Annotated in this window: 26 protein-coding genes; 17 read left to right on the forward strand and 9 right to left on the reverse strand. The window is 65.1% G+C overall.

The window, feature by feature from the left end:
- Positions 1 to 16 precede the first annotated feature (16 nt).
- Together JEY66_RS07855 and JEY66_RS07860 are read left to right on the forward strand one after the other, a co-directional pair.
- Positions 17 to 1,453, forward strand: coding sequence for an outer membrane protein (locus JEY66_RS07855; RefSeq protein WP_240536834.1), 1,437 nt, complete (start codon positions 17 to 19; stop codon positions 1,451 to 1,453).
- Positions 1,454 to 1,537: 84 nt separating this feature from the next.
- Positions 1,538 to 2,623 (forward strand): SphA family protein, encoded by a 1,086-nt coding sequence (locus JEY66_RS07860; RefSeq protein ID WP_077231148.1) that lies wholly within the window; start codon positions 1,538 to 1,540, stop codon positions 2,621 to 2,623.
- A 155-nt stretch (positions 2,624 to 2,778) separates the two neighbouring features.
- On the opposite strand, the gene JEY66_RS07865 is transcribed toward JEY66_RS07860, so the two are convergent.
- Complete coding sequence (locus JEY66_RS07865) at positions 2,779 to 3,453, reverse strand: HAD family hydrolase (protein WP_016846703.1); 675 nt, start codon at positions 3,451 to 3,453, stop codon at positions 2,779 to 2,781.
- A gap of 339 nt (positions 3,454 to 3,792) precedes the next feature.
- Here JEY66_RS07865 and JEY66_RS07875 point away from each other — a divergent pair, with 339 nt between their 5' ends.
- Both JEY66_RS07875 and JEY66_RS07880 read left to right on the forward strand, forming a co-directional pair.
- On the forward strand, positions 3,793 to 5,361 hold the full coding sequence (locus tag JEY66_RS07875) for a DUF1800 domain-containing protein (RefSeq protein WP_026193355.1): 1,569 nt from the start codon (positions 3,793 to 3,795) through the stop codon (positions 5,359 to 5,361).
- Positions 5,358 to 6,587 (forward strand): DUF1501 domain-containing protein, encoded by a 1,230-nt coding sequence (locus JEY66_RS07880; protein ID WP_018273581.1) that lies wholly within the window; start codon positions 5,358 to 5,360, stop codon positions 6,585 to 6,587. The genes JEY66_RS07875 and JEY66_RS07880 overlap by 4 nt, the downstream gene beginning before the upstream one ends.
- Before the next feature lie 166 nt (positions 6,588 to 6,753).
- Here JEY66_RS07880 and JEY66_RS07885 read toward each other — a convergent pair whose 3' ends face one another.
- From JEY66_RS07885 to JEY66_RS07895, 3 genes are all read right to left on the reverse strand, one after another.
- Positions 6,754 to 7,695: an aldo/keto reductase gene (locus tag JEY66_RS07885; protein ID WP_018273580.1), complete on the reverse strand. Its 942-nt coding sequence runs from the start codon at positions 7,693 to 7,695 to the stop codon at positions 6,754 to 6,756.
- 271 nt (positions 7,696 to 7,966) lie between these two features.
- On the reverse strand, positions 7,967 to 8,428 hold the full coding sequence (locus tag JEY66_RS07890; protein ID WP_026193354.1) for a GNAT family N-acetyltransferase: 462 nt from the start codon (positions 8,426 to 8,428) through the stop codon (positions 7,967 to 7,969).
- 103 nt (positions 8,429 to 8,531) lie between these two features.
- Positions 8,532 to 9,347: a PAS domain-containing protein gene (locus tag JEY66_RS07895; RefSeq protein ID WP_016846697.1), complete on the reverse strand. Its 816-nt coding sequence runs from the start codon at positions 9,345 to 9,347 to the stop codon at positions 8,532 to 8,534.
- A gap of 212 nt (positions 9,348 to 9,559) precedes the next feature.
- Here JEY66_RS07895 and JEY66_RS07900 point away from each other — a divergent pair, with 212 nt between their 5' ends.
- Positions 9,560 to 9,913, forward strand: a complete 354-nt coding sequence (locus JEY66_RS07900) for a DMT family protein (RefSeq protein ID WP_016846696.1) — start codon at positions 9,560 to 9,562, stop codon at positions 9,911 to 9,913.
- A 17-nt stretch (positions 9,914 to 9,930) separates the two neighbouring features.
- Here the strand turns inward: JEY66_RS07900 and JEY66_RS07905 are convergent, their stop codons facing one another.
- From JEY66_RS07905 to JEY66_RS07915, 3 genes are all read right to left on the reverse strand, one after another.
- Positions 9,931 to 10,086, reverse strand: coding sequence for a hypothetical protein (locus JEY66_RS07905; protein ID WP_016846695.1), 156 nt, complete (start codon positions 10,084 to 10,086; stop codon positions 9,931 to 9,933).
- A 60-nt stretch (positions 10,087 to 10,146) separates the two neighbouring features.
- Positions 10,147 to 10,323 carry a hypothetical protein gene (locus JEY66_RS07910; protein ID WP_016846694.1) on the reverse strand — a complete coding sequence of 59 codons (177 nt, stop codon included), beginning with the start codon at positions 10,321 to 10,323 and terminating at the stop codon, positions 10,147 to 10,149.
- Between the two features lie 179 nt (positions 10,324 to 10,502).
- Positions 10,503 to 11,156, reverse strand: a complete 654-nt coding sequence (locus JEY66_RS07915) for a glutathione S-transferase family protein (protein ID WP_026193353.1) — start codon at positions 11,154 to 11,156, stop codon at positions 10,503 to 10,505.
- 625 nt (positions 11,157 to 11,781) lie between these two features.
- Between JEY66_RS07915 and JEY66_RS07920 the strand changes: the two genes are divergently transcribed.
- The 3 genes from JEY66_RS07920 (at position 11,782) to JEY66_RS07930 (ending at position 14,490) form a co-directional block, all read left to right on the forward strand.
- The gene (locus JEY66_RS07920; RefSeq protein WP_018273579.1) at positions 11,782 to 12,984 is read left to right on the forward strand and encodes a pyridoxal phosphate-dependent aminotransferase; all 1,203 of its coding nucleotides are present in this window, start codon (positions 11,782 to 11,784) and stop codon (positions 12,982 to 12,984) included.
- A gap of 242 nt (positions 12,985 to 13,226) precedes the next feature.
- Positions 13,227 to 13,748 carry a DUF992 domain-containing protein gene (locus JEY66_RS07925; RefSeq protein ID WP_016846689.1) on the forward strand — a complete coding sequence of 174 codons (522 nt, stop codon included), beginning with the start codon at positions 13,227 to 13,229 and terminating at the stop codon, positions 13,746 to 13,748.
- A 259-nt stretch (positions 13,749 to 14,007) separates the two neighbouring features.
- Complete coding sequence (locus tag JEY66_RS07930) at positions 14,008 to 14,490, forward strand: DUF992 domain-containing protein (RefSeq protein ID WP_026193352.1); 483 nt, start codon at positions 14,008 to 14,010, stop codon at positions 14,488 to 14,490.
- On the opposite strand, the gene JEY66_RS07935 is transcribed toward JEY66_RS07930, so the two are convergent.
- The gene (locus tag JEY66_RS07935) at positions 14,487 to 15,419 is read right to left on the reverse strand and encodes an alpha/beta fold hydrolase (RefSeq protein WP_016846687.1); all 933 of its coding nucleotides are present in this window, start codon (positions 15,417 to 15,419) and stop codon (positions 14,487 to 14,489) included. The genes JEY66_RS07930 and JEY66_RS07935 overlap by 4 nt on opposite strands.
- Before the next feature lie 124 nt (positions 15,420 to 15,543).
- On the opposite strand from JEY66_RS07935, the gene JEY66_RS07940 reads away from it, so the two are divergent.
- The 6 genes from JEY66_RS07940 (at position 15,544) to JEY66_RS07965 (ending at position 21,871) form a co-directional block, all read left to right on the forward strand.
- Positions 15,544 to 16,458, forward strand: coding sequence for a LysR substrate-binding domain-containing protein (locus tag JEY66_RS07940; RefSeq protein WP_016846686.1), 915 nt, complete (start codon positions 15,544 to 15,546; stop codon positions 16,456 to 16,458).
- Positions 16,459 to 16,617: 159 nt separating this feature from the next.
- Positions 16,618 to 18,666: an elongation factor G gene (locus JEY66_RS07945; RefSeq protein ID WP_026193350.1), complete on the forward strand. Its 2,049-nt coding sequence runs from the start codon at positions 16,618 to 16,620 to the stop codon at positions 18,664 to 18,666.
- Positions 18,667 to 18,865: 199 nt separating this feature from the next.
- Entirely contained in the window at positions 18,866 to 19,507 is a 642-nt protein-coding gene (locus JEY66_RS07950) for a YoaK family protein (protein ID WP_016846684.1), read from the forward strand.
- Between the two features lie 31 nt (positions 19,508 to 19,538).
- A complete protein-coding gene (locus tag JEY66_RS07955) occupies positions 19,539 to 20,381 on the forward strand; it encodes a shikimate dehydrogenase (RefSeq protein ID WP_038378765.1) in 843 nt (280 codons plus the stop codon).
- Between the two features lie 114 nt (positions 20,382 to 20,495).
- Complete coding sequence (locus JEY66_RS07960) at positions 20,496 to 21,074, forward strand: hypothetical protein (RefSeq protein WP_016846681.1); 579 nt, start codon at positions 20,496 to 20,498, stop codon at positions 21,072 to 21,074.
- A gap of 188 nt (positions 21,075 to 21,262) precedes the next feature.
- Complete coding sequence (locus tag JEY66_RS07965) at positions 21,263 to 21,871, forward strand: hypothetical protein (protein ID WP_016846680.1); 609 nt, start codon at positions 21,263 to 21,265, stop codon at positions 21,869 to 21,871.
- A 167-nt stretch (positions 21,872 to 22,038) separates the two neighbouring features.
- On the opposite strand, the gene JEY66_RS07970 is transcribed toward JEY66_RS07965, so the two are convergent.
- Positions 22,039 to 23,175: an alpha-hydroxy acid oxidase gene (locus tag JEY66_RS07970; RefSeq protein ID WP_016846679.1), complete on the reverse strand. Its 1,137-nt coding sequence runs from the start codon at positions 23,173 to 23,175 to the stop codon at positions 22,039 to 22,041.
- Between the two features lie 142 nt (positions 23,176 to 23,317).
- Between JEY66_RS07970 and JEY66_RS07975 the strand changes: the two genes are divergently transcribed.
- The 3 genes from JEY66_RS07975 (at position 23,318) to JEY66_RS07985 (ending at position 26,595) form a co-directional block, all read left to right on the forward strand.
- Positions 23,318 to 23,491 carry a hypothetical protein gene (locus JEY66_RS07975; RefSeq protein ID WP_016846678.1) on the forward strand — a complete coding sequence of 58 codons (174 nt, stop codon included), beginning with the start codon at positions 23,318 to 23,320 and terminating at the stop codon, positions 23,489 to 23,491.
- A gap of 216 nt (positions 23,492 to 23,707) precedes the next feature.
- Positions 23,708 to 25,054: a phosphoglucosamine mutase gene (gene glmM / locus JEY66_RS07980; RefSeq protein WP_016846677.1), complete on the forward strand. Its 1,347-nt coding sequence runs from the start codon at positions 23,708 to 23,710 to the stop codon at positions 25,052 to 25,054.
- A gap of 287 nt (positions 25,055 to 25,341) precedes the next feature.
- Positions 25,342 to 26,595 (forward strand): MFS transporter, encoded by a 1,254-nt coding sequence (locus JEY66_RS07985; protein ID WP_018273575.1) that lies wholly within the window; start codon positions 25,342 to 25,344, stop codon positions 26,593 to 26,595.
- The last annotated feature ends 71 nt before the right edge of the window (positions 26,596 to 26,666 follow it).

Here is a 26,666-nt window from a genome sequence, read left to right on the forward strand (position 1 = left end):
CTTTTTGGGAGGCTCCATGAAATCATTCCTTGCAAGCGTTGGTCTGCTTGCAGTTTGCGTGAGTCTCACAGCGCGTGCCGCGGATTTGCCGGTGAAGGCTCCGGCCGCTTTACCGCCACCCTACAATTGGTCGGGATTTTATCTCGGTCCAAATCTCGGTGGAGCGTGGACCAGCGGCAGCCTGCCTATTTCAGTTAACAACTTGTATGGCGGCATCACCGAATTCATCGGTGGTGGTCAGGCCGGCTACAATTTTCAAGCTGGCCATTTCTTGGTTGGTGTGGAAGGCGATTTCGATGGGGCGACTTTTGGTCATTCCGTGCTCCCGACACCTACGCTCGGCACCGTGAGGCAGAACTGGACGGGAACGATTGCAGGCCGCTTTGGCCTCGTGGAGGATAAGTGGCTCCTCTACGCCAAGCTAGGCGGCGGCTGGGTGCACAGCAATGCAACGCTGAACTTCCCGGGTGTTACCTGGCAGGGGTCCAACACCAGCTCCGGCTGGTTAGCTGGAGTGGGTGTCGAGTACGGCTTCAAACCGAATTGGACGCTCAAACTCGAATACGATTACATTGGGCTGGGAAACTGGACTTCGCCCACCGTTCCGCCAATCCAATTGAACCGTGACCTTCAAATGGTCAAGTTCGGTGCAAACTACAAATTTGAGCGCGGCATTGCCGATACGGTCGCGCCGACAAGAGCCGCGCATTCTCCTGAACGCTCCGAAAACGAAGACCTCGCCCAAAAATCGCAGAATCCTATCGCCGATCTCGTCAGCGTTCCCTTCCAAAGCAATACGAATTTCAACGCTGGGCCGTTCAACCGCACCCAAGAAGTGCTTAACATTCAACCAGTCATACCGCTGCGCATCAACGCGGACTGGAACGTGATCTCGCGCACTATCATCCCCGTAGTCAGTCAGCCCAATCCGTTCTTCAACAACAACACGAATGGAATTGGCGACATCACTCAGCAGTTCTTTTTCACCCCCACGCATCCTGGCGCTCTGATCTGGGGCGTCGGCCCCATCTTTACGGTTCCGTCCGCGACCGATCCAATTCTCGGAACCGGTAGAGTGTTGTTCGGTCCAACCGCCGTTGCGCTCGTAACGCCCGGACATTGGGTCATTGGTGTGCTGGTCAACAATCAGTGGTCAGTTGGCGGCAATCCATTGCGCCCGAATGTGAATGCGTTTCTCGCTCAGCCGTTTGTCAACTACAACATGGCGCACGGGTGGTACCTGACAAGCTCACCAGTTATCACGGCAGACTGGCTTGCCGCGCCGGGGCAGCAGTGGACCGTACCGATCGGTGGCGGCTTTGGTCGAATCTTCAAGCTCGGTGACCAGCCGGTGAGTGCAAATATAGCCGGCTATTACAACGTCATTCGTCCAACCGGCGCGTCAAATTGGCAGTTGCGAGCCCAACTGTCTCTACTATTCCCGGAGAGATAGAAGCCGTCTGCGAGTGGTTTCCAGAAAATTTCTGGTCGTGCAATCTCGGTCCGTTCTGGGCCGTGGAGGGGTGGGAGATCCGCGATGAAGGGCAGGAAATCGATATCCAGGACTACTTTCTTTTTGCGGTTGGGCGCGGCGGCAGTCGCCGCCGTACTTGGACTTCCCATTGATGCGGCCCGCGCCGATGAAAATGGCATCAGCTTCTGGATACCCGGATTTTTTGGCAGCCTCGCGGCTGTTCCTCAGCAGGCGCCGGGCTGGTCGGTGACCACGGTCTATTATCACACCTCTGTTTCCGCCGGCGGCGACGTGGCGCGGTCGCGCGAAATCACGCTTGGTCGCTTTCCCGCGAATCTGACGGCCACCGTGAACGCGAACGTCAATGCGAATGTGAATCTTGGCCTTGTGGCCGGGACTTATACTTTTGCAACACCCGTGCTGGGCGGTCAGGCCTCTGCCAGCCTGCTGGCGACCTACGGCTCCAACTCCACGTCGCTGGCGGGATCGCTCGTTGGGACATTGACGGGACCGGGCGGCGCCACGTTCCCCTTCTCCCGGTTTGACAGCATCGACAGCTCGCTCATTGCATTCGGCGACCTGATCCCGCAGTTCGCGCTGCGCTGGAATGCAGGTGTCAACAATTACATGACGTACGTTACCGCCGACCTCCCGGCCGGCGCATACCAGTCGACCCGCCTAGCGAATCTGGGGATTGGGCACTGGGCAATCGACGCGGGCGGCGGCTACACCTATTTCGATCCAAAGACCGGGCATGAATTTTCGACGGTGCTGGGATTCACCTACAACTTCGTCAACCCCTCCACCCAATATCAAAGCGGCGTCGACATGCACCTCGACTGGGGTGCGTCGCAATTCCTGACCAAGCAGTGGCAGGTCGGTCTCGTCGGTTACCTCTATCAGCAACTCGGCTGCGACAGCGGCTCTGGCGATCGTGTCGGCTGCTTCCGGTCGCGCGTGGCCGGCGTCGGCCCGCAGGTCGGCTACATTTTCCCGGTCGGAGACATGCAGGGATATCTGAACCTGAAGGGCTACGGCGAATTCGCCAATGAAAATCGGCCGGCAGGCTGGAACGTCTGGCTGACGTTCAATCTTCAGCCCGCGGCGCCAACGCCGCCGACATCCACGAGGCCCAGAATCACGAAATAGCAGTGCGGGTGATGCCGCCGCCGGCGCGGTGCTGAAGGTTCAATCGGGCGCGGCGGTAGCAACTCAACCAGCCAATGGACACTCGCGATCGTGCGGACAACATGTCCGGGCATACGCGGGACGATGGATTGCTTCGCTGACGCTCGCAATGACAATCAGAGCGCGCCGCGCTCTTGCAGCAGCGCCAGCACGGCGTTGAGGTCCGGCAGCACGGCTGCGCATTTCGCGCGCGTCTCGTCGGTCGGCGGCGCCATGTCCGGCACCATCAGCGTGATCGCGCCGGCGGCATGGGCGGCGGCGACGCCGTGGTTGGAATCCTCCACGGCGATGCAGGACGCCGGCGTCACGCCGAGCCGCGCGGCCGCCTTGAGGTAGAGCTCCGGATCCGGCTTGCCCTGCGCGACATCGTCAAGCGTCAGCAGCGTGTCGAAGCGCGCGCGGATGCCGGCGAGGGTGAGGTTGCGCTCGGCCGAACGGCGCGACGACGAGGTGACGATCGCCATCGGCCGTTGCGCGGCGGCGATGGCGTCGAGCAGATCGAGCGTGCCTGATTTGAGCGGCAGGCCCAACCGCATCATCCGATCGCGATGGTCGAGGAAGGCGAGGTTGACCGCCTCCAGCGGAAACGCCGCGCCGTAATGATCGCGCAGCATCGCTTCGCAGGCCGGGCCGGGAAGGCCGACCATGGAGTGACACAGCGCGACGACGTCGTCGGTGTAGCCGCATGCATTCAGCGCCGCGACCAGGCTGTCGAAATAGACCTTCTCGGTGTCGAGCAGCGTGCCGTCCATGTCGAGCAGGACGGCGTCGACGGTCCAGCGTGCGTTCACGTGGCACTCACCGCTGCTTGCTGTTCCGCGAGCTTGCGCAAGCATGCGGGGCACAGGCAGTCGCCGCCGTCGGTCGGCATCGGCAGGCGAAAACTCTCATCGGAGCACCAGCATGCGCCCGTGAGCGAGCAGGAAAATTCGCTGCCGCATGCCGTGCAGGCAAGCCGGCGCGGAGATGCTGGTTCCGAACGATCGTTTGACGTGAGGTCCATTCTAACCGCGATTTAATGCGCGAGTTAATCTCGGGTTCATCCCGGACCGCGCTATGATGCCGTGCGACAGATATAGCCGGGATAGGCGGCCAGGGAAATCGCCCGGGGAATGGTCGAGGGAATTCTGATGGCCCGTGATTCGCAAGCCGCGCTGGTTGCCCTCAACCGGTTTGGATTCGGCGCCCGCGGCGGGGCGTCCGGCGACTTCATCAACGCGGCGTCCGATCCGCGCGGTTTCGTGCTCGCGGAACTGGCGCGTCCGAACGGCGCGCTGCTCGAAGTGCCGGGCCTGCTCTCGACACCCGAACTCGGCAAGCAGGTGTTCGACTATCAGTTCGAGATCCAGCAGGCGCGTAACGCCGCGAAGCAAGGCGCGAGCGAGACGCCGCCACAAGGACCGGACGCCAAGCCGCAGCCGCGGCGCAACCTGTCGCTGCCCACCGCCGCCAAGGAGATCGCCGGGAAGGATTCGGCGATGCAGGCGCCTGACAACGCCAATGCGGCGATGACGCCGTCGGCTCCGATGCAGCCTCCGACGATACAGCCGCTGGCCGGTCCGCCCAAGCCGCCGGCGCAGCCGCTCAACATCATCCAGAAGACGTTCCGCGCCGAGGCGCTGGCACGGCTGCAACGCGGCGTGGTCGCCGATTGCGGCTTCGTCGAGCGGCTCGTGGTGTTCTGGTCCAACCACTTCTGCATCTCCGCCAACAAGGGCGCGCTGGCGCGGATGTGGGCCGGCTCGTTCGAGCGCGAGGCGATCCGTCCCCATGTGCTCGGCCGTTTCCCGGACATGCTGAAGGCCGTCGAGCAGCATCCGGCGATGCTGTTCTTTCTCGACAACCAGCAATCGCTCGGCCAGGAGTCGCGCGCCGGCATCAACCGCAATCGCGGCCTGAACGAGAACCTCGCGCGCGAGATCATGGAGCTGCATACGCTCGGCGTCGGCGGCGGCTACACCCAGGACGACGTGACGGCGCTGGCGCGCGTCATCACCGGCTGGACCTTTGCCGGCCGCCGTGGCCAGTTAGGTGTGCCCGGCAGCTTCGTGTTCAACGCCAATGCGCACCAGCCCGGACCGCAGCAGGTGCTCGGCAAGACCTACGCGCAAGCCGGCGTCGCGCAGGGCGAGGCGGTACTGTCGGACATCGCCCAGCATCCCTCGACCGCAAAATTCATCGCGACCAAGTTCGCGCGCCACTTCGTCGCCGACGATCCGCCGCCGGCGCTGGTGGCGAGGCTGCAGGATACGTTCACGAAGACAGACGGCGATCTCAGGGCGCTGGCCACCGCGCTGGTTCAGTCTAACGAGGCCTGGCAGGCGCCACTGACGAAGATGCGTTCGCCTTACGAATTCCTGGTCGCATCCGGCCGCCTGCTGGCGCGCAATCCCGAGGATCCGGGCCGCTATCTCAACGGCCTCAACGTGCTCGGCCAACCCTTGTGGTCGCCGGCCGGGCCGAACGGATTTCCGGACATCGCCGCGGCCTGGGCGGCACCTGAAGGCGTCAAGCTCAGGCTCGACATTTCGGCGCAAGTCGCCTCCCAACTCGCCGACCGGTTCGACCCGCGCGACCTGCTCGAGCTCATTGCCGCCGATGCAGCCTCGCCCGAGACACGGCGCACCATCGAGCGTGCGGAATCGCGGCAGCAGGCGCTGGCGCTGCTGTTGATGTCGCCCGAGTTCCAGAGGAGATGACGATGGAATGCTCTGAGAGCATGATGCTGCAGGCGACGTCGCGGCGCGCGCTGCTGCTCGGCGGCGCCTCCTTTGCAGCCTGGGCCTATTTGCCGAAATTCGCGCGCGCCGCCGATGGCCGCGATCCGCGCTTCGTCACCATCATCCTGCGCGGTGCGCTCGACGGCCTTGCCACGGTCGCCCCGGTCGGTGACCCTGACTATGCCGGCCTGCATGGCGCGATCGCGCTGCGCCCCGATGGGCCGAACGCAGCGGTGATGCTCGATCCGTTCTTCGGCCTGCATCCGGCGATGCCGGAATTTTCGCGGATGTATCGCGCCAAGCAGGCTGCGGTGGTTCATGCAGTGGCGACCTCCTATCGCGATCGGTCGCATTTCGATGGCCAGGATGTGTTGGAGAGCGGCTTCCCCGGTCCGGGCCGCGTGCAGTCCGGCTGGCTCAACCGCGCGCTGGAGGCGCTGCCGAAAGGCGAGCGGGTGACGAGCGCGCTCGCGGTCGGCCCGACCACGCCGCTGGTGCTGCGCGGCGCGGCGCCGACCGTCGGCTGGGCCCCGACCGCTCTGCCGCAAGCCGCTGACGACACCGCGATGCGGCTGCTCGATCTCTATCAGCACCGCGATCCGGCGCTGGCGAGCGCGCTGACGCAAGGCTTGCAGCTCGAGAAGCAGGCGCAGGGCGACGAGATGAAGCCGAAGCAAGGGGCGGGCGGCGTGGCGGCGATGCGCCTCGTGGCGCGCGGCGCCGCGAAATTGATGGCGGCCGATGACGGCCCGCGGATCGGCGCGCTCGCCTTCGACGGCTGGGATACCCATGCCAATGAAGGCGGGCCGGTCGGCCGCCTCGCGCAGCTGCTCGGCGGCCTCGACGGCGCGCTGGCGGAATTCCAGAGCGGGCTCGGCGCGCGCTGGCGCGACACCGTGATCGTGGTCGCGACCGAGTTCGGCCGCACCGCGCGCATCAACGGCACCGAAGGCACCGACCACGGCACCGGCACCATCGCGCTGCTCGCCGGCGGCGCGGTGAATGGCGGCCGCATGATCACCGACTGGCCCGGCCTCAAGCCCGCCAATCTCTACCAGGCCCGCGACCTCGCCCCGACCACCGACCTGCGCGCAGTGATCAAGGGCGTGCTGCACGACCAGTTCGGCCTCGGCGAGCGCGTGCTGGCTGATGCCGTGTTTCCGGACAGCGCCCCGGTAAAGCCGATGAAGGGGCTGGTGGCTTGACGGCGAGCCTCAATCACGATGTCGTCCCGGCGAAGGCCGGGAGCCATTACCACCGCTGGTGATTGTTGGGGCGCGCTGGAGCCACAGCATGGCGTAACCACGCGCATTTGTGGTTATGGGTCCCGGCTTTCGCCGGGACGACGCTGCGGTTACACGACCGCAAGTGTCACCCCTTCGTGATCCCATCGATCTCCGCCATCTCCTCCGCGGAGAGCTTCCAGCTGATCGCCTTGACGTTCTGCTCGATCTGCTCGGGGCGGGTGGCGCCGGCGATGACGCTTGCGACTTGCGAGCGGGCGGCGAGCCAGGAGAAGGCGAGCTCGAGCATGGAGTGGCCGCGCTCCTTCGCAAATGCCTGCAGCTTCTCGACGATGTCCTCGTTGCGCGGCGTGACGTAGCGATCCTTCAGGGCCGGCGCCTTGGCGAAGCGGGTGTCGGCGGGTGCAGCGGCGCCGCGCTGGTACTTGCCGGTCAACAGGCCGCTGGCGAGCGGGAAGAAGGGCAGCAGGCCGAGATTGTATGCTTGCGCCGCCGGCAGCAGGTCCTTCTCGATGTCGCGCACCAGGAGGCTGTATTCGTCCTGGCAGGACACGAAGCGGTTCACGTTCATCTGGCGCGCGACGTGCTCGGCTTCGGCGATCCGCCAGGCCGGGAAGTTGGAGTTGCCGATGTAGCGCACCTTGCCCTGGCGCACGAGATCGTCGAGCGCGCGCAGCGTCTCATCGATCGGTGTGAGCGGATCGTAGTCGTGCTGCTGGTAGAGATCGATATAGTCGGTCTTCAGGCGGGTGAGGCTCGCTTCGACCGCCGACATGATGTAGCGCCGCGAGGCGCCCTGTTTGGTGCCGTCGGTCGCCATCGGCTTGGAGAATTTGGTGGCGAGCACGATGTCCTTGCGGCGGTCGCCCAGCACGGTGCCGAGCACGGTCTCCGAGCCGCCCATGCCGGCATAGATGTCGGCGGTGTCGAACAGGGTGATGCCGAGATCGATCGCCTTGTGGATCACCTTGCGCGAGGTTTCGAGGTCGGTGCGCTGGCCGAAATTGTTGCAGCCGAGGCCGACCGCGGACACGCGCAGCCCGGAGCCGCCGAGATTACGAATTTCCATGAGACAATCCTGTGGGATAGGCGAGGGGTGCCGCGCATTGTGACAAGCACGCCAAGGCCCGGCAAGGTGCCGTTCTACCGCCAATCACGCATGGCGATGTCGCAAAATGAGATGTCGCAAAAAAAGCGGTCCCGGTCAGACGCGGCGACTGACGGGGACCGCTCGGCGAAGATCTGAGACGGGGGGCCTGATCTGCGCGAGCGGAAGCCTAGCCGGGCTTTGTAACGTGCCGGTGACACCTCTGTTCAATCCACAGGCCGCGAAGATCCGCTCAGACAATCTTGCGATAGATGACGAAGCCGGGCTTGTCCGCGACCTTGTCATAAAGCTGCATTGCGGTGTGATTGGTCTCATGCGTCTGCCAGTAGACGCGCGGCGAACCCACGAGCCTGGCCTGCGTGTAGACGCCGTTGATCAACGCGCGGCCGACGCCCTTGCCGCGCGCGGCTTCGCTGGTGAACAGATCCTGCAAATAGCAGGTCGGCGCGATCGCCGTGGTCGAGCGGTGAAACAGATAATGCGTCAGCCCGAGCAATCTGCCACCGGCGTCGGCGACCAGTGCGTGCACCGGCTCATAGGCATCGAAGAAGCGCTCCCACGTCATCGCGGTGATCTCGGGCGCAAGCGCGGTCGGTCCGGATCGCTCATAGAAGGCATTGTAGCCGTCCCACAGAGGAAGCCACTGGGCGTAGTCGTCGCGCGTGACGAAGCGGATGGTGACGTCGTCGGCCATGGACATCCCTGGATGATCCTGCGGTTGCGGGCGATGCCTCCGCACCGCTCGCAAGGTTCTACCGTCGCTACCTCGCAGGATCAATCGCGGACGCGGTCGCGCCTCACTCGGCGGCGCGCAGCAGTCGCGCCAGACGGCGCTCGCGCCCGGCGCGCTGCGCCCGATATTCATCGGCCTTCGCGGGATCGTCGGTGTGCCGCACGAGGTCGGTCACCGGCGTGTAGCTCAGCATGCGGCCGCCGTCCGGCAGCGCGGTGCAACTGAAGCGCAGCACCTGGCCGTCGGCGAGGTTGAGATTGATCGGCGTGGAGTCGCCGGCGCGCATCATCGCGATGCGCTCGGCGATGAATGCGCTCAGCTCGTCCTCCGGCAGTTCAAAGGCGCCGGTGTCGCGGCCGTGATACATCAGCGCGACGAAGGGCGGCTTGCTCTCGGCCTGCGCATCCGACAGCGCGAAATAGTCGCGGAAGGCGCGGTTGATGAATTCGGCGCGGGTGTCGGCGTCGAGCAGCACGATGCCGATGTCGACCTGATCGAGCGCGGCGGCGAGCCGTTCCGCGGTGGCGTGATGCTGCTGGTCCGCGGCAAAGGCGTCGATCCATTTCTGCCGCAGCATCCCGGTGATCACAGCGGTGCCGGCCGCAGTCGCCGCCAGCATCAGCATCCGCGCGACGTCGGCGGTGTCGTAACCGGGCAGCGCGCGATGATCGAGGAAAAACAGCGCCGAGGCGGCCACCGCGATCGCGGCGGAGATCAGCCCGGAAGTGATACCGCTGATCGAACTCGCAAGCGCCACGATGCAGACGAACAGCGGCGCGGGATTGGGGACGGCGACAACGAGGCGATCGAGCAGGAACGCGGCGGATGCCGTGATCGTCGTCAGGGCCGGACCTGAAATTGCACGCCAGTCGAACCGCATGCGCGTCCTCGCTGTCTGTCAAACGAACGATAAAGCCGCAGTTTGACGACAGGGCCGCAACCGCGCCGGCATTTCCGTCCCGACCGTTAAGCGGGCGTTGCGGGGGCCGAACCAGCTTTCGCTGCTTTCAAATCAAATGATATGCAGATCGGCGCGGAACCCGGTTCCGTGCCTGCGGGTTACCGCGTGCTTTGCTTGCAAAAGGACAATCGATGCCCGCCATTTCGCCGTCGCTGCTGCCGATCCTGATGCTGTTCGCCTCGAACGTCTTCATGACCTTCGCCTGGTACGGCCATCTCAAGTTCAAGGGTCATTCGCTCCCCATCGTCATCATGGTGAGCTGGGGCATCGCCTTCTTCGAATACTGGCTGGCGGTGCCGGCCAATCGCTGGGGCAGCGCGGTCTACTCGGCGGCGCAGCTCAAGACCATGCAGGAGGTGATCACGCTGGTCGTGTTCGCCGCCTTCTCGGTGTTGTACCTGAAGGAGCCGCTGGGCTGGAATCACGCGCTCGGATTTGCCTTCATCGCCGCCGGCGCGTTTCTGATCTTCCACAAATGGGGGTAATGCGCTTTGCGCCTGAGCTAGTGGGGCGGGGCCGGCTTGGCGGCGGGCGTCGTGACATGGGCGGGGCGTGCGTGGTCTTCGCCTTGCGTGCCGGTCACGATCAGGAGCGATGCCGCCAGCAGGATCGCCGCCGACAGCGTCACGGTCACAAGTCCGACGGGGGTCTTCATCATGTCGCGCCGCTGTCTCTCCCGCGCCTTGCCGCGGATCAGGTGCCAACCGAAATTGCTTGATTACGCCGGGATCGCCGTTGCCATGGTGACGTTGCTCGACAGCACGGTCACGGCGACGACCAGGCACAGCGTCAGCGCGCCAAGCGCGAGCGACGCGGCGATCGCGTTCGTCAGCCGGGATGATGCCACCGGGGCAGGGCGGCCATCGAAGCCTGCCGTGCCGGACCACCGTTTCATGGTCTAAATCCCTCAGGCCGCGAGCGAATCACTCGCGACAACCGCGCGAATCTGCCGGTTGTGACCGGCAACATTGCGGCGGTGGCGCCGTCCAAAATGGCTAAAATGCGGCGGCGGTGCGGGTTTTGCCCGTTATTTAGGCAGTTTCCCCGTTATTCCCTGGATTCACACCCAACCGGTCAGACGCCGGCCGCGAGGTGGGGCTCAGGCTCGGCCTTGGTACCGGGCTGCCAGTCCATCGAGACAAATCCGGGGGTCTGCTCGACCCGCTTGAGCCAGGCGCGGATCGACGGAAAGGTCGCCAGGTCGAAGTCGCAGCGGTCGGCGACGTGGGTGTAGCCGTAGAGCGCGATGTCGGCGACGGTGAGCTGTCCGGCGGCGAAATAGGTGTGGTCCTTGAGGTGATTCTCCATCACCTGCAGCGCCGCATAGCCGCGCTCCATCCAGTCCTCCAGCGCGTGCGTCTGCAGGTCGCGTCCGCCCTTGACCAGCGACAGCCAGAAATAGGCTGCGCCGATGTTCGGCTCCAGCGCGTGCTGCTCGAAGAACATCCACTGCAGCGCCTCGGCGCGCTCGATCCGCGACTCCGGCGCCAGCGGTGTGCCGATTGCGACGTACCAGAGGATGGCATTGGACTCGGCGAGATGGCGGCCTTCGGCGACCTCGAGCAACGGCACCTGGCCGCTCGGATTCTTGGCCAGGAATTCCGGGGTGCGGCTCTCGCCGCGCAGGATGTCGATCTCGACCGCCTCGTACGGCGTGTTCAGCACGGCAAGCGCCAGCCGGACCTTGTAGCTGTTGCCGGAGCGCTGCATCGAATAGAGCTTGTACATTGCGTCGGTGTTCACTCGGGTCAGGGAGACGGTACGCTCGAATTGCGCGGCCTGTCACACCGCAACGCCGCTAAACAATGATGCCGACGGGGGTGCGTCGCAAGCCCTGCAGTGTGGAAAAAGTCGAAACGTCTACCGCACTGCACGCGTGCAGAACGATTCCATCAACACGGCAGAACAACTCGGATCACGCCTGCGCGACGCTCTGCACGGTGCCGGTCGATGGCAAGGTTGATACCAAGGTCGCGACCATGGCCGGCGCGCTGCAATTCGCAAACCTTAACGCGCCATCCTTGGCGGCACGACGCGCCGGCCGGCGTTGACGGCCCGCCGCCAGCGCTGTGCGGCTGGTGCCGCGCGGCATTGTCCTCGGAGCAATCCGCGCCGGCGCATACCGCGGAGGCCCTGCCGGCAAGGCCAGAGCTGTGGTCACCGGGCTTGCCGGATATGAGTCATCCGGCGCCGGAACTTGCGGAAAATTGCGCGCGCGGCGAGCCATGCGCGAAAGTTTTCGTGCTTTACCGCCAAGCTTCTTGCGGTGCAGCGGCGACAGGCCTAGGGTGCCACGATCCCATTCAAATCAAGTCGTGGCCCAACGGCTCACGACGTTTGCCAGGAGATGATAATGGCCTTCCTGTCCGCTGCGCTCGACCGTGTGAAGCCGTCCGCGACGATCGCGGTCACGGACAAAGCACGCGCGCTGAAAGCCGCGGGCCGCAACGTCATCGGCCTCGGCGCCGGCGAGCCTGACTTCGATACGCCCGCCAACATCAAGCTGGCTGCGATCCACGCGATCGAGGCCGGCAAGACCAAGTACACCGATGTCGGCGGCATTCCGGAGCTCAAGGAAGCCATCATCAACAAGTTCGCGCGCGAGAACGGCCTGACCTACAAGCCGAACCAGGTCATCGTCGGTACCGGCGGCAAGCAGGTGCTCTACAACGCGCTGATGGCGACCATCAATCCGGGCGATGAGGTGATCATCCCGGCGCCGTACTGGGTCAGCTATCCCGAGATGGTGGCGCTCGCCGGCGGCGAGTCGGTGCCGGTGGTTTGCCCGGCCTCGACCGGCTTCAAGCTGCGTCCGGAAGATCTCGAGAAGGCGATCACGCCGAAGACCAAATGGGTGATCCTGTGCTCGCCGTCGAACCCGACCGGCTCGGCCTATACGAAGAGCGAGCTCAAGGCGATCACCGACGTGCTGGTCAGGCATCCGCATGTCTGGGTGATGACGGACGACATGTACGAGCACCTCGTCTATGACGACTTCGTCTTCACCACGGCGGCGCAGGTCGAGCCGAGCCTGTACGATCGCACGCTGACCGTGAACGGCGTGTCGAAGGCCTACTGCATGACCGGCTGGCGCATCGGCTATGCCGGCGGCCCGGCGCAGTTGATCAAGGCGATGGCGACGATCCAGTCGCAGTCGACCTCGAACCCGTCGTCGATCGCGCAGTGGGCTTCGGTCGAGGCGCTCAACGGTCCGCAGGACTTCATCGCCGCGAACAACAAGGTGTTCAAGGAGCGTCGCGACCTCGTGGTGTCGATGCTCAACCAGGCGAGCGGCATCGAGTGCCCGCGGCCGGAAGGCGCATTCTACGTCTATCCGTCCTGCGCCGGCACGATCGGCAAGAAGGCGCCGTCGGGCAAGCTGATCGACAACGACGAGGCGTTCGTCACCGAACTGCTCGAGAGCGAAGGCGTCGCCGTGGTGCAGGGATCGGCGTTCGGGCTCGGACCCGCGTTCCGCATTTCCTACGCCACCAAGACCTCCGATCTCGAGGATGCTTGCAAGCGCATCCAGCGCTTCTGCGGCAATCTGCGGTAGTTCGATCCGAACTTGAAAAACGCTCCCGCACTTGGTGCGGGAGCTTTTTTTGCGTGCTGAGATCGCGCGCCGGTAAATTCGACGAGTCAAATCACATCCTGCTCACCTCACGCGCGTGTGTGCGAACATCGATGCCACACGCGGGAAGTTTTTACGGCCTCTTTGCGCACTGCCTTGTTTTGGACACGAGCCTTCCTTCCTGTCCGCCGCGCTAATTCAGTTCACCTTGCGGAGACAGTTCAATGCGACTTTCGACCCTCACCCTTGCAGCGCTTGCGTTGCTGGCGCCGTTCGCCACCGCCAACGCGGCGCCTCAGGTTCAAGCCGGGGTCCTGCAATGCCAGGGCGGCGAGAATGTCGGCTTCGTTGTCGGCTCTGTCGCGCGCCTCGAATGCGTGTTCCAGAGCGGCGGCCGTCGGCCCGAGCCCTATGTTGCGACCGTGAAGCGGATCGGCGTCGACCTCGGCGTCACCGCGACGACCCAGCTCGCCTGGGCCGTGAGCGCGCCGACCACCCAGCTTCCGCGCGGTGCGCTGGCCGGCAGCTACGGCGGCGTCGGCGTCAACGCCTCGGTCGGCCTCGGTGCCGGCGGTAACTTCCTGTTCGGCGGTCCGAACAACGCCTATGCGCTGCAGCCGATCAGCGTGCAGGGCCAGACCGGCCTCAACGTCGCGGCCGGCATTGCCGGCATCGATCTCGAGCCGGTCCGCTACAACGGTCCGCGCCGGCATCACCGTCACCACCGTCATCATCACCACCACTAAGTTGGTTGGTGCCTGATCAAGGGGCCCGCGAAAGCGGGCCTCTTTTTTGTTGTCCGTTGTTTGCTGTCCGTTGCTCGACCACATCGGCAGGCCGAAAGGAACATAGCAGCGCCGCAACATCTCCTGACAATCGGTGGCCGGGCACCGCAAATTCTGGCCGGACAAGCGGTGTTGTGGCATAGGATGCGGACGGCGCCGCAGACACGGCGCCGTTCTGTTCTCTGCTCGCGTCATGCCTTTCAGCCGGAGACTCCCCAACATGCGTCGCTTCACTCTCCTCGCCGGTGCTGCCATTGCCATGCTGAGCGTAGTCGTCGGCGCCAGCGCCCAACAGCCGATCCAGCGCGTGCAGGTCGGCGTCCTGGAATGTCGCGGCGGCGCGAGCGTCGGCTTCATCGTCGGTTCCGTGACCCATCTCGGTTGCGTGCTGCGCGCCAATGGTCTGCCTGAGGATCGCTACATCGCGACCATCCAGAAGGTCGGCATCGATCTCGGCATCACCCAGGAATCGGCGCTGGCCTGGGGCGTCTACGCACCGGTGGAGCGGCTCGGCCCGGGCGCGCTCTCTGGCAACTATGCCGGCGCGCAGGGCAGCGCGACGCTCGGCGTCGGCGTCGGCGGCAACGTGCTGGTCGGCGGCTCCGACAACACGATCGCCCTGCAGCCGCTCAGCGTGCAGGGCCAGGTCGGCATCAACATCGCCGCCGGCCTCGAGAGCCTGGAGTTGCGGCCGGGTCGCTAACGCGCGCCCTTGCGGTTGATCAGCTTGCCGAAGAAGCCGCTTGCTTCTTCGGCAACGATCCCGGGCGCCTCGGCGTGAACGTAATGCCCGGTGTCGACGAACCTGATCGAAGGTTCGCTCCAATGGTCTCCCAGCCTGTCCGACCATTCGGGCGCGATCAACGGATCGCGGCGGCCCCAGAGAAAGCGCGAGGGCACGTCGATGCGCGGCTGTGGCGGCAGTTTGCCTTCCAGCCAGCGCCGACGATTGGGCGCGGACGAGAGATACCAGTCGAAGCCGCCCTGGATGTTGCCCGGCTTCATGAAGTTATCGACATAGGCTTCCAGCAGATCGCCGAACACGGCGGGATCGTCGCCCGACCAGTGGTCGAGGAAATGTCGGAAGTAGAGCCGGCATGACTCGCGCGAGCTTCCGACCAATTGCGCGGCCCATGGCAGCTGCTGGAAGTATTGATACCAGACCTCGATCAGGTGACCGGGCTGGCCGTAGCGGTGGCCGAGGCCCGGATAGGGCGTGCAGAGATAGAGCGTGCCGGTCAGCCGCTGCGGCTGTCGATGCGACATCGCCTGCATGACATAGGCGCCGAGATCGCCGCCGATCACGCCGAAGCGGTCATGACCGAGCGCGTCCATGACGGCAAACATATCCAGCGCGTGGCGCTCCGCGGTGGCGGACGCATCGGGCCCCGGCGTCGGCTTGCCGGTGTCGCCGCAGCCGCGCAAGTCGGGCGCGATCAATTCAAAACTGTCGCCGAGGCGTAGCATCAGCGGGCGCCACACCAGCCAGAATTCCGGCCAGCCGTGAAGCAGCAGCAGCGGCGCGCCCTTGCCGAAGCGCGCGACGTTGACGCGCAGGCCGCCGATATCGATCTTCTGTTGCGTGATGCCTGCCGCGGCTGCTTCCGCGAAGGCTTTTTCCAGCGCCGTCATGGGGACTCCCTGTGGTTTGCCGCAGGCTGTCCGCGTTCGCGCGTCCGGTCCAATACTCGTTCGATACGGTTGCAGAGCTATTGCGTATGACTGGCGGCACCCGCCGCCGTGCTATACCGCCAGCATGGAACTGCGACATCTCAGATATTTCGTGGCGCTCGGCGAGGAATTGAACTTCACCCGCGCGGCCGAGCGGCTGCACATCGCGCAACCGCCGCTGAGCCAGCAGATCCGTCAGCTCGAGGACGAACTCGGCGTGACATTGCTGCAGCGGAATAGCCGTCCTGTTCGGCTCACCGAGGCGGGCGAACTGCTGCTTGCGCGCGCCCGCTCCCTGCTCGCAAATTTCGAGGACGCGGTTGCGGACACGCGGCGCGTCGGGCGCGGCCAGGCCGGCAGGCTCGCGATCGGATTCGTCGGCTCGGCGATGTTCGCCGGTCTGCCCGATCTCATCGGCAGCTATCGCGACGCCTGTCCCGACGTCGAGCTCGTGCTCGACGAGATGCTGGCGGCCGAGATTGCCGAAGCGCTGCGGCGACGCCGGATCGATGTCGGCTTCGCACGCCCGGCGCTAGTGCCGGAGGCGGGTCTTGCCCAGCGCCTGATCCTGGAGGAGCCCTATGTCGCGGCGTTGCCGCGCGCGCACCCACTTGCCGAGCGGGACGACATTGCGCTTGCCGAATTGTCCGACGACGCCTTCGTGCTGTATCCGGCGCGACCGGAGCCGTCGGTCACCGGACTGATCGTCGCCGCGTGCCAGGCCGCCGGCTTCACGCCGCGGCTCGCGCAGGAGGTGCTGCATCTGCAGACCGCGATTGGCCTGATCGCCGCCGGCGTCGGTGTATCGCTCGTCCCGGAGGCCGCGGCACGCGCGCAGACCGGTCGCGGCGTGGCCTATGTCCGGCTTGCCGCGCCGGCAGTGACGGCGCCGCTCACGATTGCGTGGCGCGATGAAGATGTCTCGCCCGCCGTGCAGCGTCTGCTCGACCTTGTGACGCGCTTGGGCGAGATTGCTCCGGGACTTGCGCGAAGGAACTGACGCAGCGGCCGCAATTGTCCGGACGATGGCTCGGGATTGCAAACTTACGCGACGCCGCACCGCAGCGACGTTTTCCCGCTTGCCAAATGTCAAACGCAGGCAGAGCATAAACGGTCGCCGACCCAATCATGGGCCGAGCTCCAAAACGAGGAGGCGGCAATGGGACAAGACGTCAGAAGTCCCCGAGGTCCACGGTGCATCGCATTGGTGGGCCCTTTCCAAAGCGGTAAAACCACACTTCTGGAAGCGATCCTGGCGCGAACTGGCGCCATTAAGAATGCCGGCAGCGTCGATGCCGGAACCTCCGTCGGCGATGCCAGCCCCGAGGCGCGTCAGCACAAGATGGGCGTAGGCCTGACAGCCGCCACCACGACCTTTATGGGGGACAGCTACACCTTTATCGATTGTCCCGGCTCGATCGAATTCGCGCACGATATGCGTGCAGCGTTGCCGGCGGTCGATGCCGCGGTCGTGGTCTGCGAAGCCGATGAGAAGAAGCTGCCGCAGCTGCAGATCATCCTGCGCGAGCTCGAGGAGCTCGGAATTCCCCGTTTTCTATTCCTGAACAAGATCGACCGCGCCAACAAGCGCGTCCGCGAGACGCTTGCGACGCTGCAGCCGGCCTCGCGCGTGCCGCTGGTGCTGCGCCAGATCCCGATCTGGAACGGCGATCTGATCGAAGGCTTTGTCGATCTCGCGCTGGAGCGCGCCTTCGTCTATCGCGAGCACAAGCCGTCGGAGGTGATGGCGCTCGAGGGCGGCAATCTCGATCGCGAGAAGGAAGCGCGCTTCTCGATGCTGGAGAAGCTTGCCGATCATGACGACGCGCTGATGGAGCAATTGCTGGAGGACATCCAGCCGCCGCGCGATGCCGTGTTCGACGATCTCGCCCGCGAGCTGCGCGAAGGGCTGATCTGCCCGGTGCTGCTCGGTGCTGCGAGCCGCGAGAACGGCGTACTTCGCCTGATGAAGGCGCTGCGCCATGAGGCGCCCGGCGTTGCCGAGACCGCCAATCGGCTCGGCATCAAGGATCAGAAGGATGCGCTGGCCTATGTGTTCAAGACCGTGCACTTGCAGCACGGCGGCAAGCTGTCGCTGGCGCGCGTGCTTGCGGGCCGGCTCGACGACGGCGCGACGCTGCAATCTTCAAGCGGCGAGAGCGGGCGGGTCTCCGGCATCCTCGCGGTCTCGGGCGCGCATGACAGCAAGCGGCCGCAGGCCGAGGCCGGCGACACTGTCGCGCTCGGCAAGCTCGATGCGATCAAGACCGGCGATACGGTCTCGAGCGGCAAGACGGCGCCGGCCTCGCTGGTCAAGGTCGAGCCTGCCGCGGCGGTGCTGTCGATCTCGATTGCCGCGACCGACCGCAAGGACGACGTCAAGCTGGGCCAGGCGCTGCTGCGGCTCAACGAGGAAGATCCCTCGCTGACGATGATCCAGAACCCGCGCACCCACGACACCGTGCTGTGGGGGCAGGGCGAGATGCATCTGCGCGTGGCGCAGGAGCGGCTGAAGGACCGTTACGGCGTCAACGTCAAATCGCATCCGCCGGCGATCGGCTACCAGGAAACCATCCGCAAGCCGATCACCCAGCGCGGCCGGCACAAGAAGCAGTCCGGCGGCCACGGCCAGTTCGGTGATGTCGTGCTCGACATCAAGCCGAAGCCGCGTGGTTCTGGCTTCGAATTCCACGAGAAGGTGGTCGGCGGCGCGGTGCCGCGCAACTATATCGGCGCGGTGGAAGAGGGCGTCGTCGACGCGCTGGCGCGCGGTCCGCTCGGCTTCCCCGTGATCGACGTCGATGTCACGCTGACCGACGGCTCCTATCACAGCGTCGACTCGTCCGATCTCGCGTTCCGCACCGCGGCGCGGATCGGGGTCAGCGAGGGGTTGCCGCAGTGCCAGCCGGTGTTGCTGGAGCCGATCCATATGGTCGAGATCGTCTGTCCGACCGACGCCACCGCCAAGATCAACGCGATCCTGTCGGCGCGCCGCGGCCAGATCCTCGGCTTCGACACCCGCGAGGGCTGGATCGGCTGGGATTGCGTCCGCGCCACGATGCCGGAATCCGAGATCGGCGACCTGATCGTCGAGCTGCGCTCCGCCACCGCCGGCGCCGGCACCTTCACCCGCCAGTTCGACCGCATGGCCGAGGTGACGGGCCGCGCCGCCGACCAGATCATCGCCGCGCATCGCGACGCGGCCTGATCCAATTGTCATTCCGGAGCGCTCGCGCCAGCGAGCGAAACCGGAATCTCGAGATTTCCCAATGCGCAATTGCGCATTGGGATTCGATGCTGTCGCATCGCCCCGCAATGACGGGGAGACTGCTTCGCTCCCTTTCTTCCCAAGCCGACTACTTTCATGAACATTGTCGTTCTGAACACCGGGAGCGATTCCCACCGTCATGCTTGAATCCCGCCGTAAACTGGCGCTGGCCTGCGCGCTCAGCGCGCTGGCCGGCTATGTCGATGGCATCGGCTATCTGCATCTCGGCGGGTTGTTCGTCTCCTTCATGAGCGGCAACTCGACGCGGCTTGGCGTGACGCTGGCCGAGGGGCATTGGCAGCACGCCCTGGAAGCGCTGGCGCTGATCGTGCTGTTTGTCGCCGGCGCCGCAGCCGGCAGCCTCATCGTGCTCAGCGCGCTGGCGCATCGCCAGCCCCTGCTCCTGCTCTTCGAGGCGTGGCTGTTGACGGCGGCGGCGGTGGCCTATGCCTACGGCCTGCCGAGCGCCGCGGTCGCCGCCATCGTGCTGGCGATGGGACTCGAGAACGCCGTATTCCAGCTCGAAGGCGGCGCCGGGCTCGGCCTCACCTACGTCACCGGGGCGCTGGTGAAGGCCGGTCAGCTGATCGCCGCCGCGCTCACCGGCGGCGCGGGCTGGGCCTGGCTGCCGAACCTGCTGCTATGGGCGGCGCTGGTCGCGGGTGCGCTCGCCGGGGCGATGGCCTATGGCTGGATCAACCTCGCCGCGATCTGGTTCGCCGCAGCCGCTGCGTTCGCCCTCAGCGCGCTGGTTGCCGCAACCGCGAAGCGGACGGATTGACAGCGCGCCCGCCTTGGCCGATGTCACGATCATGACGTCCTCAAGCAAAACCCGCGCCGCGTGCCTGATCGGCTGGCCCGCCGCGCATTCCCGCTCGCCGTTGATCCATCATTACTGGCTGCGCACGCTCGGCATCGAGGGCGGCTATGTGATCGAGGCGGTGCCGCCGGAGGATTTCAAGGATTTCCTGTTTCGCCTGTCGCTGCGCGGCTTCGTCGGCGCCAATGTCACCCTTCCGCACAAGGAGCGCGCGCTGGCGCTGTCGGCGCCGGACGAGCGCGCCCGTGCCGTCGGCGCCGCCAACACGCTGTGGTTCGCCGATGGCGAGTTGCGCTCGACCAACACCGATGTCGAAGGCTTCATCAACAATCTCGACGCCTGCGCGCCCGGCTGGGACAAGACCGAAGATGCGCTGGTGCTCGGCGCCGGCGGCGCGGCCCGTGCGGTGGTGTTCGGCCTGATCGAGCGTGGGATCGCGCGCGTGCATCTGGTCAACCGCACCATCGACCGTGCCCGTGCGCTGGCCGACCAGTTCGACGCGCGCGTTCATCCCGCGACGTGGGACACGGTCAGCGAGCTGCTGCCGCGCGCAGGGCTGCTAGTGAACGCCACGTCGCTCGGCCAGCATGGCCAGCCCGCGCTCGAGGTCGATGTGGGGTTGCTGCCGCAAAATGCGGTTGTTTCCGATATTGTCTATGTGCCGCTGGTGACGCCGCTGCTCGCGGCGGCGGAGGCGCGTGGCCTGAAGACCGCTGACGGGCTCGGCATGCTGCTGCATCAGGCGGTGCGCGGTTTTGAATTGTGGTTCGGCCAACGCCCGCAAGTTACAGCGGAACTGCGTGGGCTGGTCGAAGCCGATCTCACAAAGACTTGAGGCCTGGAATAGCGTCTCCGGACGGTGTCTCGTGTTAGTCCCCCGCGTTCCCTCCCGGAGATCACCATGCCTGCCAGCCGTTCCCATCTCATTCGTCCGTGCATCGCGCTCGCGATGGTGACGGCATCCACGCTTTATGCGCTTGCGCAGCAGCCGCCGACGCCGACGCGGGTGCGTGGAACCGTCGAGAGCGTCGATGGCGATACGCTGGCGGTGAAGTCGCGAAGCGGCGAGGACGTCAAGCTGCACATGGCGGGCAATATGGTGGTGCTCGGCCTCACCAAGATCGCGCTGTCCGACATCAAGGTCGGTTCCTTCATCGGCACCACCACGGTGCCCGGCCCTGACGGCGTGCCGAAGGCGGTCGAAGTGCATGTCTTCCCGGAGAACATGCGCGGCACCGGCGAAGGCTCGCGGCCCTATGATCTGAAGCCGAACAGCAGCATGACGAATGCGACCGTCGCGCAGTCCGTGGTCAGCAATGACGGTCATACATTGCAGGTCAAGTACAAGGACGGTGAGAAGACGGTCCAGGTCTCACCCGACACGCCTGTCGTGACCTATGTTCCCGGCGACAAGGCGGACCTCAAGGCCGGCGCCAGGGTGATCGCCTTCATGAAGAAACTGCCCGACGGCTCGCTTGAGACCGACCGCGTCAGCGTCGGCCGCGACGGCCTCACGCCGCCGATGTGACGCACGATCTGAACGGGCTACATCGGAACACGCGAGCGCATCACCTGTCCGTTATCGCAGTAACGGCCCCCTCATCCGGTCCGTAGTTGTTGAACGGTCACCTTTCCCGCGAACGGGAGGTAGCCGCACGGAATACCTTCAACTCCCCGGTGTTCCCTGATTCGCCAGCCAAACCCATGAGGGACACCATGCCGAAATCGCAGCTGTTCGCCGCATTGCTTCTCGTTGCCTTTGCCTCGCCTGCATCCGCACAGCAGCCGCCGGCGGTGCGCATTCGCGGCACCATCGAGGCCGTCGACGGCGCCATGCTGTCGATCAAGTCGCGCGACGGCGCCGACATGAAGGTGCGGACCACCGACAACGTCGCGGTGTTCGGCGTCGCCAAGACCGATCTGTCGGAGATCAAGCCCGGTTCCTATATCGGCGTCACCGCGATGCCCGAGCCCGACGGAATGCAGAAGGCGATCGCCGTTCACATCTTCCCGGAGAACCAGCGCGGCGCCGCCGAAGGCTTCCGCCCCTGGGACCTGCGCGCCAACTCGACCATGACCAACGCCACCGTCGCCGAGACCGTGAAGGGCACCGACGGTCAGAACATCACGGTGAAGTACAAGGACGGCGAGAAGAAAGTCGTGGTGCCGCCGGCCACCCCGGTCGTCACCTTCGTCGCCGGCGACAAGTCGGAGCTGAAGCCTGGCGCCAAGATCATCATCTTCGGCGCAGTGAAGAAGGACGACGGCACGCTGGAAGCCAACCGCGTCAATGTCGGCCGCGACGGGATTACGCCGCCGATGTGAAGCGCAACCTCTCTCAACACGTCGTCCCGGCGAAAGCCGGGACCCATAGCCGCCGATGACGATTGTTGAGAAGAGCTGTGGCCACAGCCGTGTTCTAGTCTCGCACGGCTGTGGTTATGGGTCCGGCTTTCGCCGGGACGACGACTGTGGGCCGGATGGCGATTGCCTCACACCGCGAGCACGTGATCGTCGATCTCGGCGATGGTGTTGACGCCGCACAGCCCCATCGTGGTGGTGAGTTCCTTGCCGAGGATATCGATCGCCTTGGCGACGCCTTCCTGGCCGCCGGCGCCGAGGCCATAGGCATAGGCGCGGCCGATCATGCAGGACTTTGCGCCGAGCGCCAGCGCCCGCATCACGTCCATGCCGGTGCGGATGCCGCCGTCGAACATGATCTCGAGCTTCGAGCCGACCTCATCGACGATCTCCGGCAGCACCTCGATCGAGGACGGTGCGCCGTCGAGCTGGCGGCCGCCATGGTTGGAGACCACGATCGCCTGCGCGCCGGTCTTGGCGGCAAGCTCGGCGTCCTCGACGTCGAGGATGCCTTTAAGGATCAGCTTGCCCGGCCAGATGCTGCGGATCCAGTCGATGTCCTTCCAGTTCAGCGAGGTGTCGAACTGCGAGGCGGTCCATTCCGACAGTTTCGTCAGATCCTCGGTGCCTTTGACGTGGCCGGCAATGTTGCCGAAGGTCCGGCGCTTGCCTTGCAGCACGCCTGACACCCAGGCGGGCTTGGTCGCGAAGTCGATCAGCTTCGACAGCGACCATTCCGGCGGCACCGTCATGCCGTTCTTGATGTCCTGGTGGCGCTGGCCGATCACCTGCAGGTCGACGGTCAACACCAGCGCCGAGCATTTTGCGGCGATTGCGCGCTCGATCAGCGACTTGATGAAGCCGCGGTCCTTCATGACGTAGAGCTGGAACCAGAACGGCTTGTCGACGGCGGCCGCGATGTCCTCGATCGAGCAGATCGACATCGTGCTCTGGGTGAAGGGAATGCCGGCCGCCTGAGCGGCGCGGCAGGCGTAGATCTCGCCGTCGCCATGCTGCATGCCGAGCAGGCCGACCGGCGCCAGGATCAGCGGCATTGCCGCGGGCTCGCCGAGGATCGTGGTCGCCAGGGTGCGCTTGGACACATCGACCAGGATGCGCTGGCGGAACTTGATCTGCTGCAGATCTTCCGAATTCGCGCGCAGCGTGTCCTCGGTGTAGGAGCCGCGGTCCGCATAATCGAAAAACGCCTTCGGCACCCGGCGCTTGTGCAGCTGGCGCAGATCTTCGATGCAGGTAATGTGCTTCATGGACGGTCCCGGCCCTTCTTCTGTGTCGCAAGTTCGATGTCGCGAGCCCTGTTTTAGGCAGCAAGTCTTGCGGGTGTTCGATCTTGTCGTCATCTAGCATGGATGGGGGGCCTGCCAAATCGAAGACGGATGGGAGAGCGCGATGACCCAATCAGGCTCCAAGCCGAAAGCAGACGAGACCGCCGAGAAGCGCCGGCTCGACGAGGCCCTGGAAGAGGGGCTGGAGGAGACGTTTCCCGGTTCCGACCCGGTCAATGTCACCCAGCCGGCCCCCACCAAGGGCGACCAGCACGTCAAGCGCAACGGCAAAGGGTAGGGGACGACGTTCGTTCCCCAGGTTGCCGAAAGAGTAATAATGTTATATCTTTCAGTGCGTTAATGTCGAAGCACGGGGTTTGGCCCCGGTAATGATTCATCATATTTTTTGAAGTCATTTTAGCGCCTGGCAGTCTATAAGGCCGATGCACGCTAGACTGGTAGGCGTTCGGGACTCTCTCGCCGGGTGGTTCGAGAGGTCCGTGTTGGGGGTTACATGAGCCGCAAATATTTCGGGACCGATGGAATTCGGGGCCGCGCCAATGGACTGATCACGCCGGAGCTCGCGCTCAAGGTGGGGCAGGCCGCGGGATTGGTGTTTCAGCGTGGCGACCATCGCCATCGCGTCGTGATCGGCAAGGACACGCGGCTGTCCGGTTATATGATCGAATACGCCATGGTCGCGGGTTTCACGTCGGTCGGTATGGACGTGCTGCTGGTCGGCCCGATGCCGACCCCGGCGATCGCGATGCTCACCAAGTCGATGCGCGCCGACCTCGGCGTCATGATCTCGGCGTCGCATAATCTGTTCGAGGACAACGGCATCAAGCTGTTCGGCCCGCAGGGCTTCAAGCTGTCCGACGATGTCGAGAAGCAGATCGAGCAGCTGCTCGACGAATCGCTCGACCGCCGCCTGGCGCAGAGCGCGAGCCTCGGCCGCGCCCGCCGCATCGACGGCGTCCATGACCGCTACATCGAATTCGCCAAGCGCACGCTGCCGCGCGATCTCTCGCTCGACGGCCTGCGCGTCGTGGTCGATTGCGCCAATGGCGCCGCCTACAAAGTGGTGCCGGAAGCGCTGTGGGAGCTCGGCGCCGACGTGGTGCCGATCGGGGTCGAACCCGACGGCTTCAACATCAACAAGGAATGCGGCTCCACCTCGCCGGAAGCGCTGTCGCGGAAGGTGCGCGAGATGCGCGCCGACATCGGCATCGCGCTCGACGGCGATGCCGATCGCGTCATCCTGGTCGACGAGCGCGGCCACATCGTCGACGGCGACCAGCTGCTCGCGGTGATCGCGCAGAGCTGGAAGGAAGAGGGGCGCCTCGCCAAGCCCGGCATCGTCACGACCGTGATGTCCAATCTCGGGCTGGAGCGCTTCCTGCAGGGTCTCGGGCTGCAGATGGTCCGCACGCCGGTCGGCGACCGCTACGTGCTCGAGCAGATGCTGAGCGGCGGCTACAATCTCGGCGGCGAGCCGTCGGGCCATATCATCATGTCGGACTATTCGACGACCGGCGACGGTTTCGTCGCGGCGCTGCAGGTGCTGGCCGTGGTGCAGAAGCTGCGCCGCCCGGTGTCGGAGATCTGCCGGCGTTTCGATCCATTGCCGCAAATCCTGAAGAACGTGCGCTATCGCAGCGGCAAGCCGCTCGACGACGCCGAGGTCAAATCCGCGATCACCGACGGCGAGAAGCGCCTCAACGGCCATGGCCGTCTGTTGATCCGCCCCTCCGGCACCGAGCCGGTGATCCGCGTCATGGGCGAGGGCGACGATCGCATCCTGGTGGAAGAGGTCGTCGACAACATCGTCAGCGCACTCGGCCACGCCGCCGCGGCATAGGACTGCTGATTCCATATCGAGCTGCCAGTCCCGTCATCCTGAGGTGCGAGCCTTGCGGCGCAATTGCGCCGCTGGGCGAGCCTCGAAGGGTGTACGACCCGGCTGGTGGCCGATTCATCCTTCGAGACGCGGCCAAGCGGCCGCTCCTCAGGATGACGGGGAGGCGGGACGGTTGTTGCTGAGAACCACACAGCGCATCGCTGCCATCGGCTAACGCAACTGGTCCGGCTCACCTCCGCGTCGTACGACACGGAGGTATTTTTGCGAATCTGTCCGGGAATGCTGCATTGAACAAACCCGTCGTGAGCAAACAGGCGCTGGGCGAGCCGGTGCCGGTGCCGGTGCCGGAGTTGACGGCTGCGAAAGCGGCCGTGGCGGGGCCGGCCTATGTCGTGCTTGCCGGCATCAGCTTCTCGCACTTCCTCAACGACACGATGCAGTCGCTGATCGCTTCGGTCTATCCGATCCTGAAGGACAATTACGCGCTCGACTTCGCGCAGATCGGCATGATCACGCTGGCGTTCCAGTTCACGGCATCGCTGCTGCAGCCGCTGGTCGGGCATTTCACCGACAAGAAGGCGCAGCCGTTCTCGCTTGCGATCGGCATGGGCTTCACCTTCTTCGGGCTGTTGCTGCTCAGCGTTGCGCACACCTACGGGGTCATCCTGATCGCGGCTTCGCTGGTCGGCCTTGGCTCCGCGGTGTTCCACCCGGAATCGTCGCGCATCGCGCGGCTGGCGTCAGGCGGACGTTACGGTTTCGCGCAATCGGTGTTCCAGCTCGGCGGCAGTTTCGGCACCTCGATGGGACCGGTGCTCGCAGCACTGATCGTGGTGCCGTTCGGCCAGCCCTCGATCGCCTGGTTCTCCTCGATCGCGTTCCTTGCCATCGTGATCCTCTGGCGCATCGGCGTCTGGTACAAGCCGCAGATATCGGGCAGGAAGGCGGCCGCCAGCGCGCGGCATCCCGACCATCCGGATCAGCGGCGCGTGAGGATCGCGCTCATCGTGCTGGTGGCGCTGCTGTTCTCCAAGCAGCTCTATGTCTCGAGCCTGTCGAGCTATTACATCTTCTATCTGATCGACCGGTTCGGTGTCTCGACGCAGGCGGCACAGCTCTATCTGTTCGTCTTCCTTGCCGCCAATGCCGCGGGCGCGTTCATCGGCGGGCCGCTCGGCGACCGCTTCGGCCGCAAATACGTGATCTGGTTCTCGATCCTCGGCGCGCTGCCGTTCACGCTGGCGCTGCCCTATGCCGGCCTGTTCGCAAGCGCCGTGCTGACGGTGGTGATCGGCTTGATCATCTCGTCGGCGACGTCGGCGATCATCGTGTTCGCGCAGGAATTGATGCCGCATCGCTTCGGCATGATCTCCGGCGTGTTCTTCGGCGTCGCGTTCGGGATCGGCGGTCTCGGCGCCGCCGTGCTCGGCAAGCTCGCCGACCACACCTCGATCGCCTTCGTCTATCAGCTGTGCGCCTTCCTGCCGGCGATCGGCCTGCTCGCGGTGTTCCTGCCGAAGATGCCGAAGGCCGTGCGCTGAACGCTCGGCCGCAGACGCGACGCCCGCGTTAAGCATTCGCTAATACACGCGGCTTGCGTGCGCTGCGAACG

The organism is Bradyrhizobium elkanii USDA 76 (assembly GCF_023278185.1).
Taxonomy (GTDB): domain Bacteria; phylum Pseudomonadota; class Alphaproteobacteria; order Rhizobiales; family Xanthobacteraceae; genus Bradyrhizobium; species Bradyrhizobium elkanii.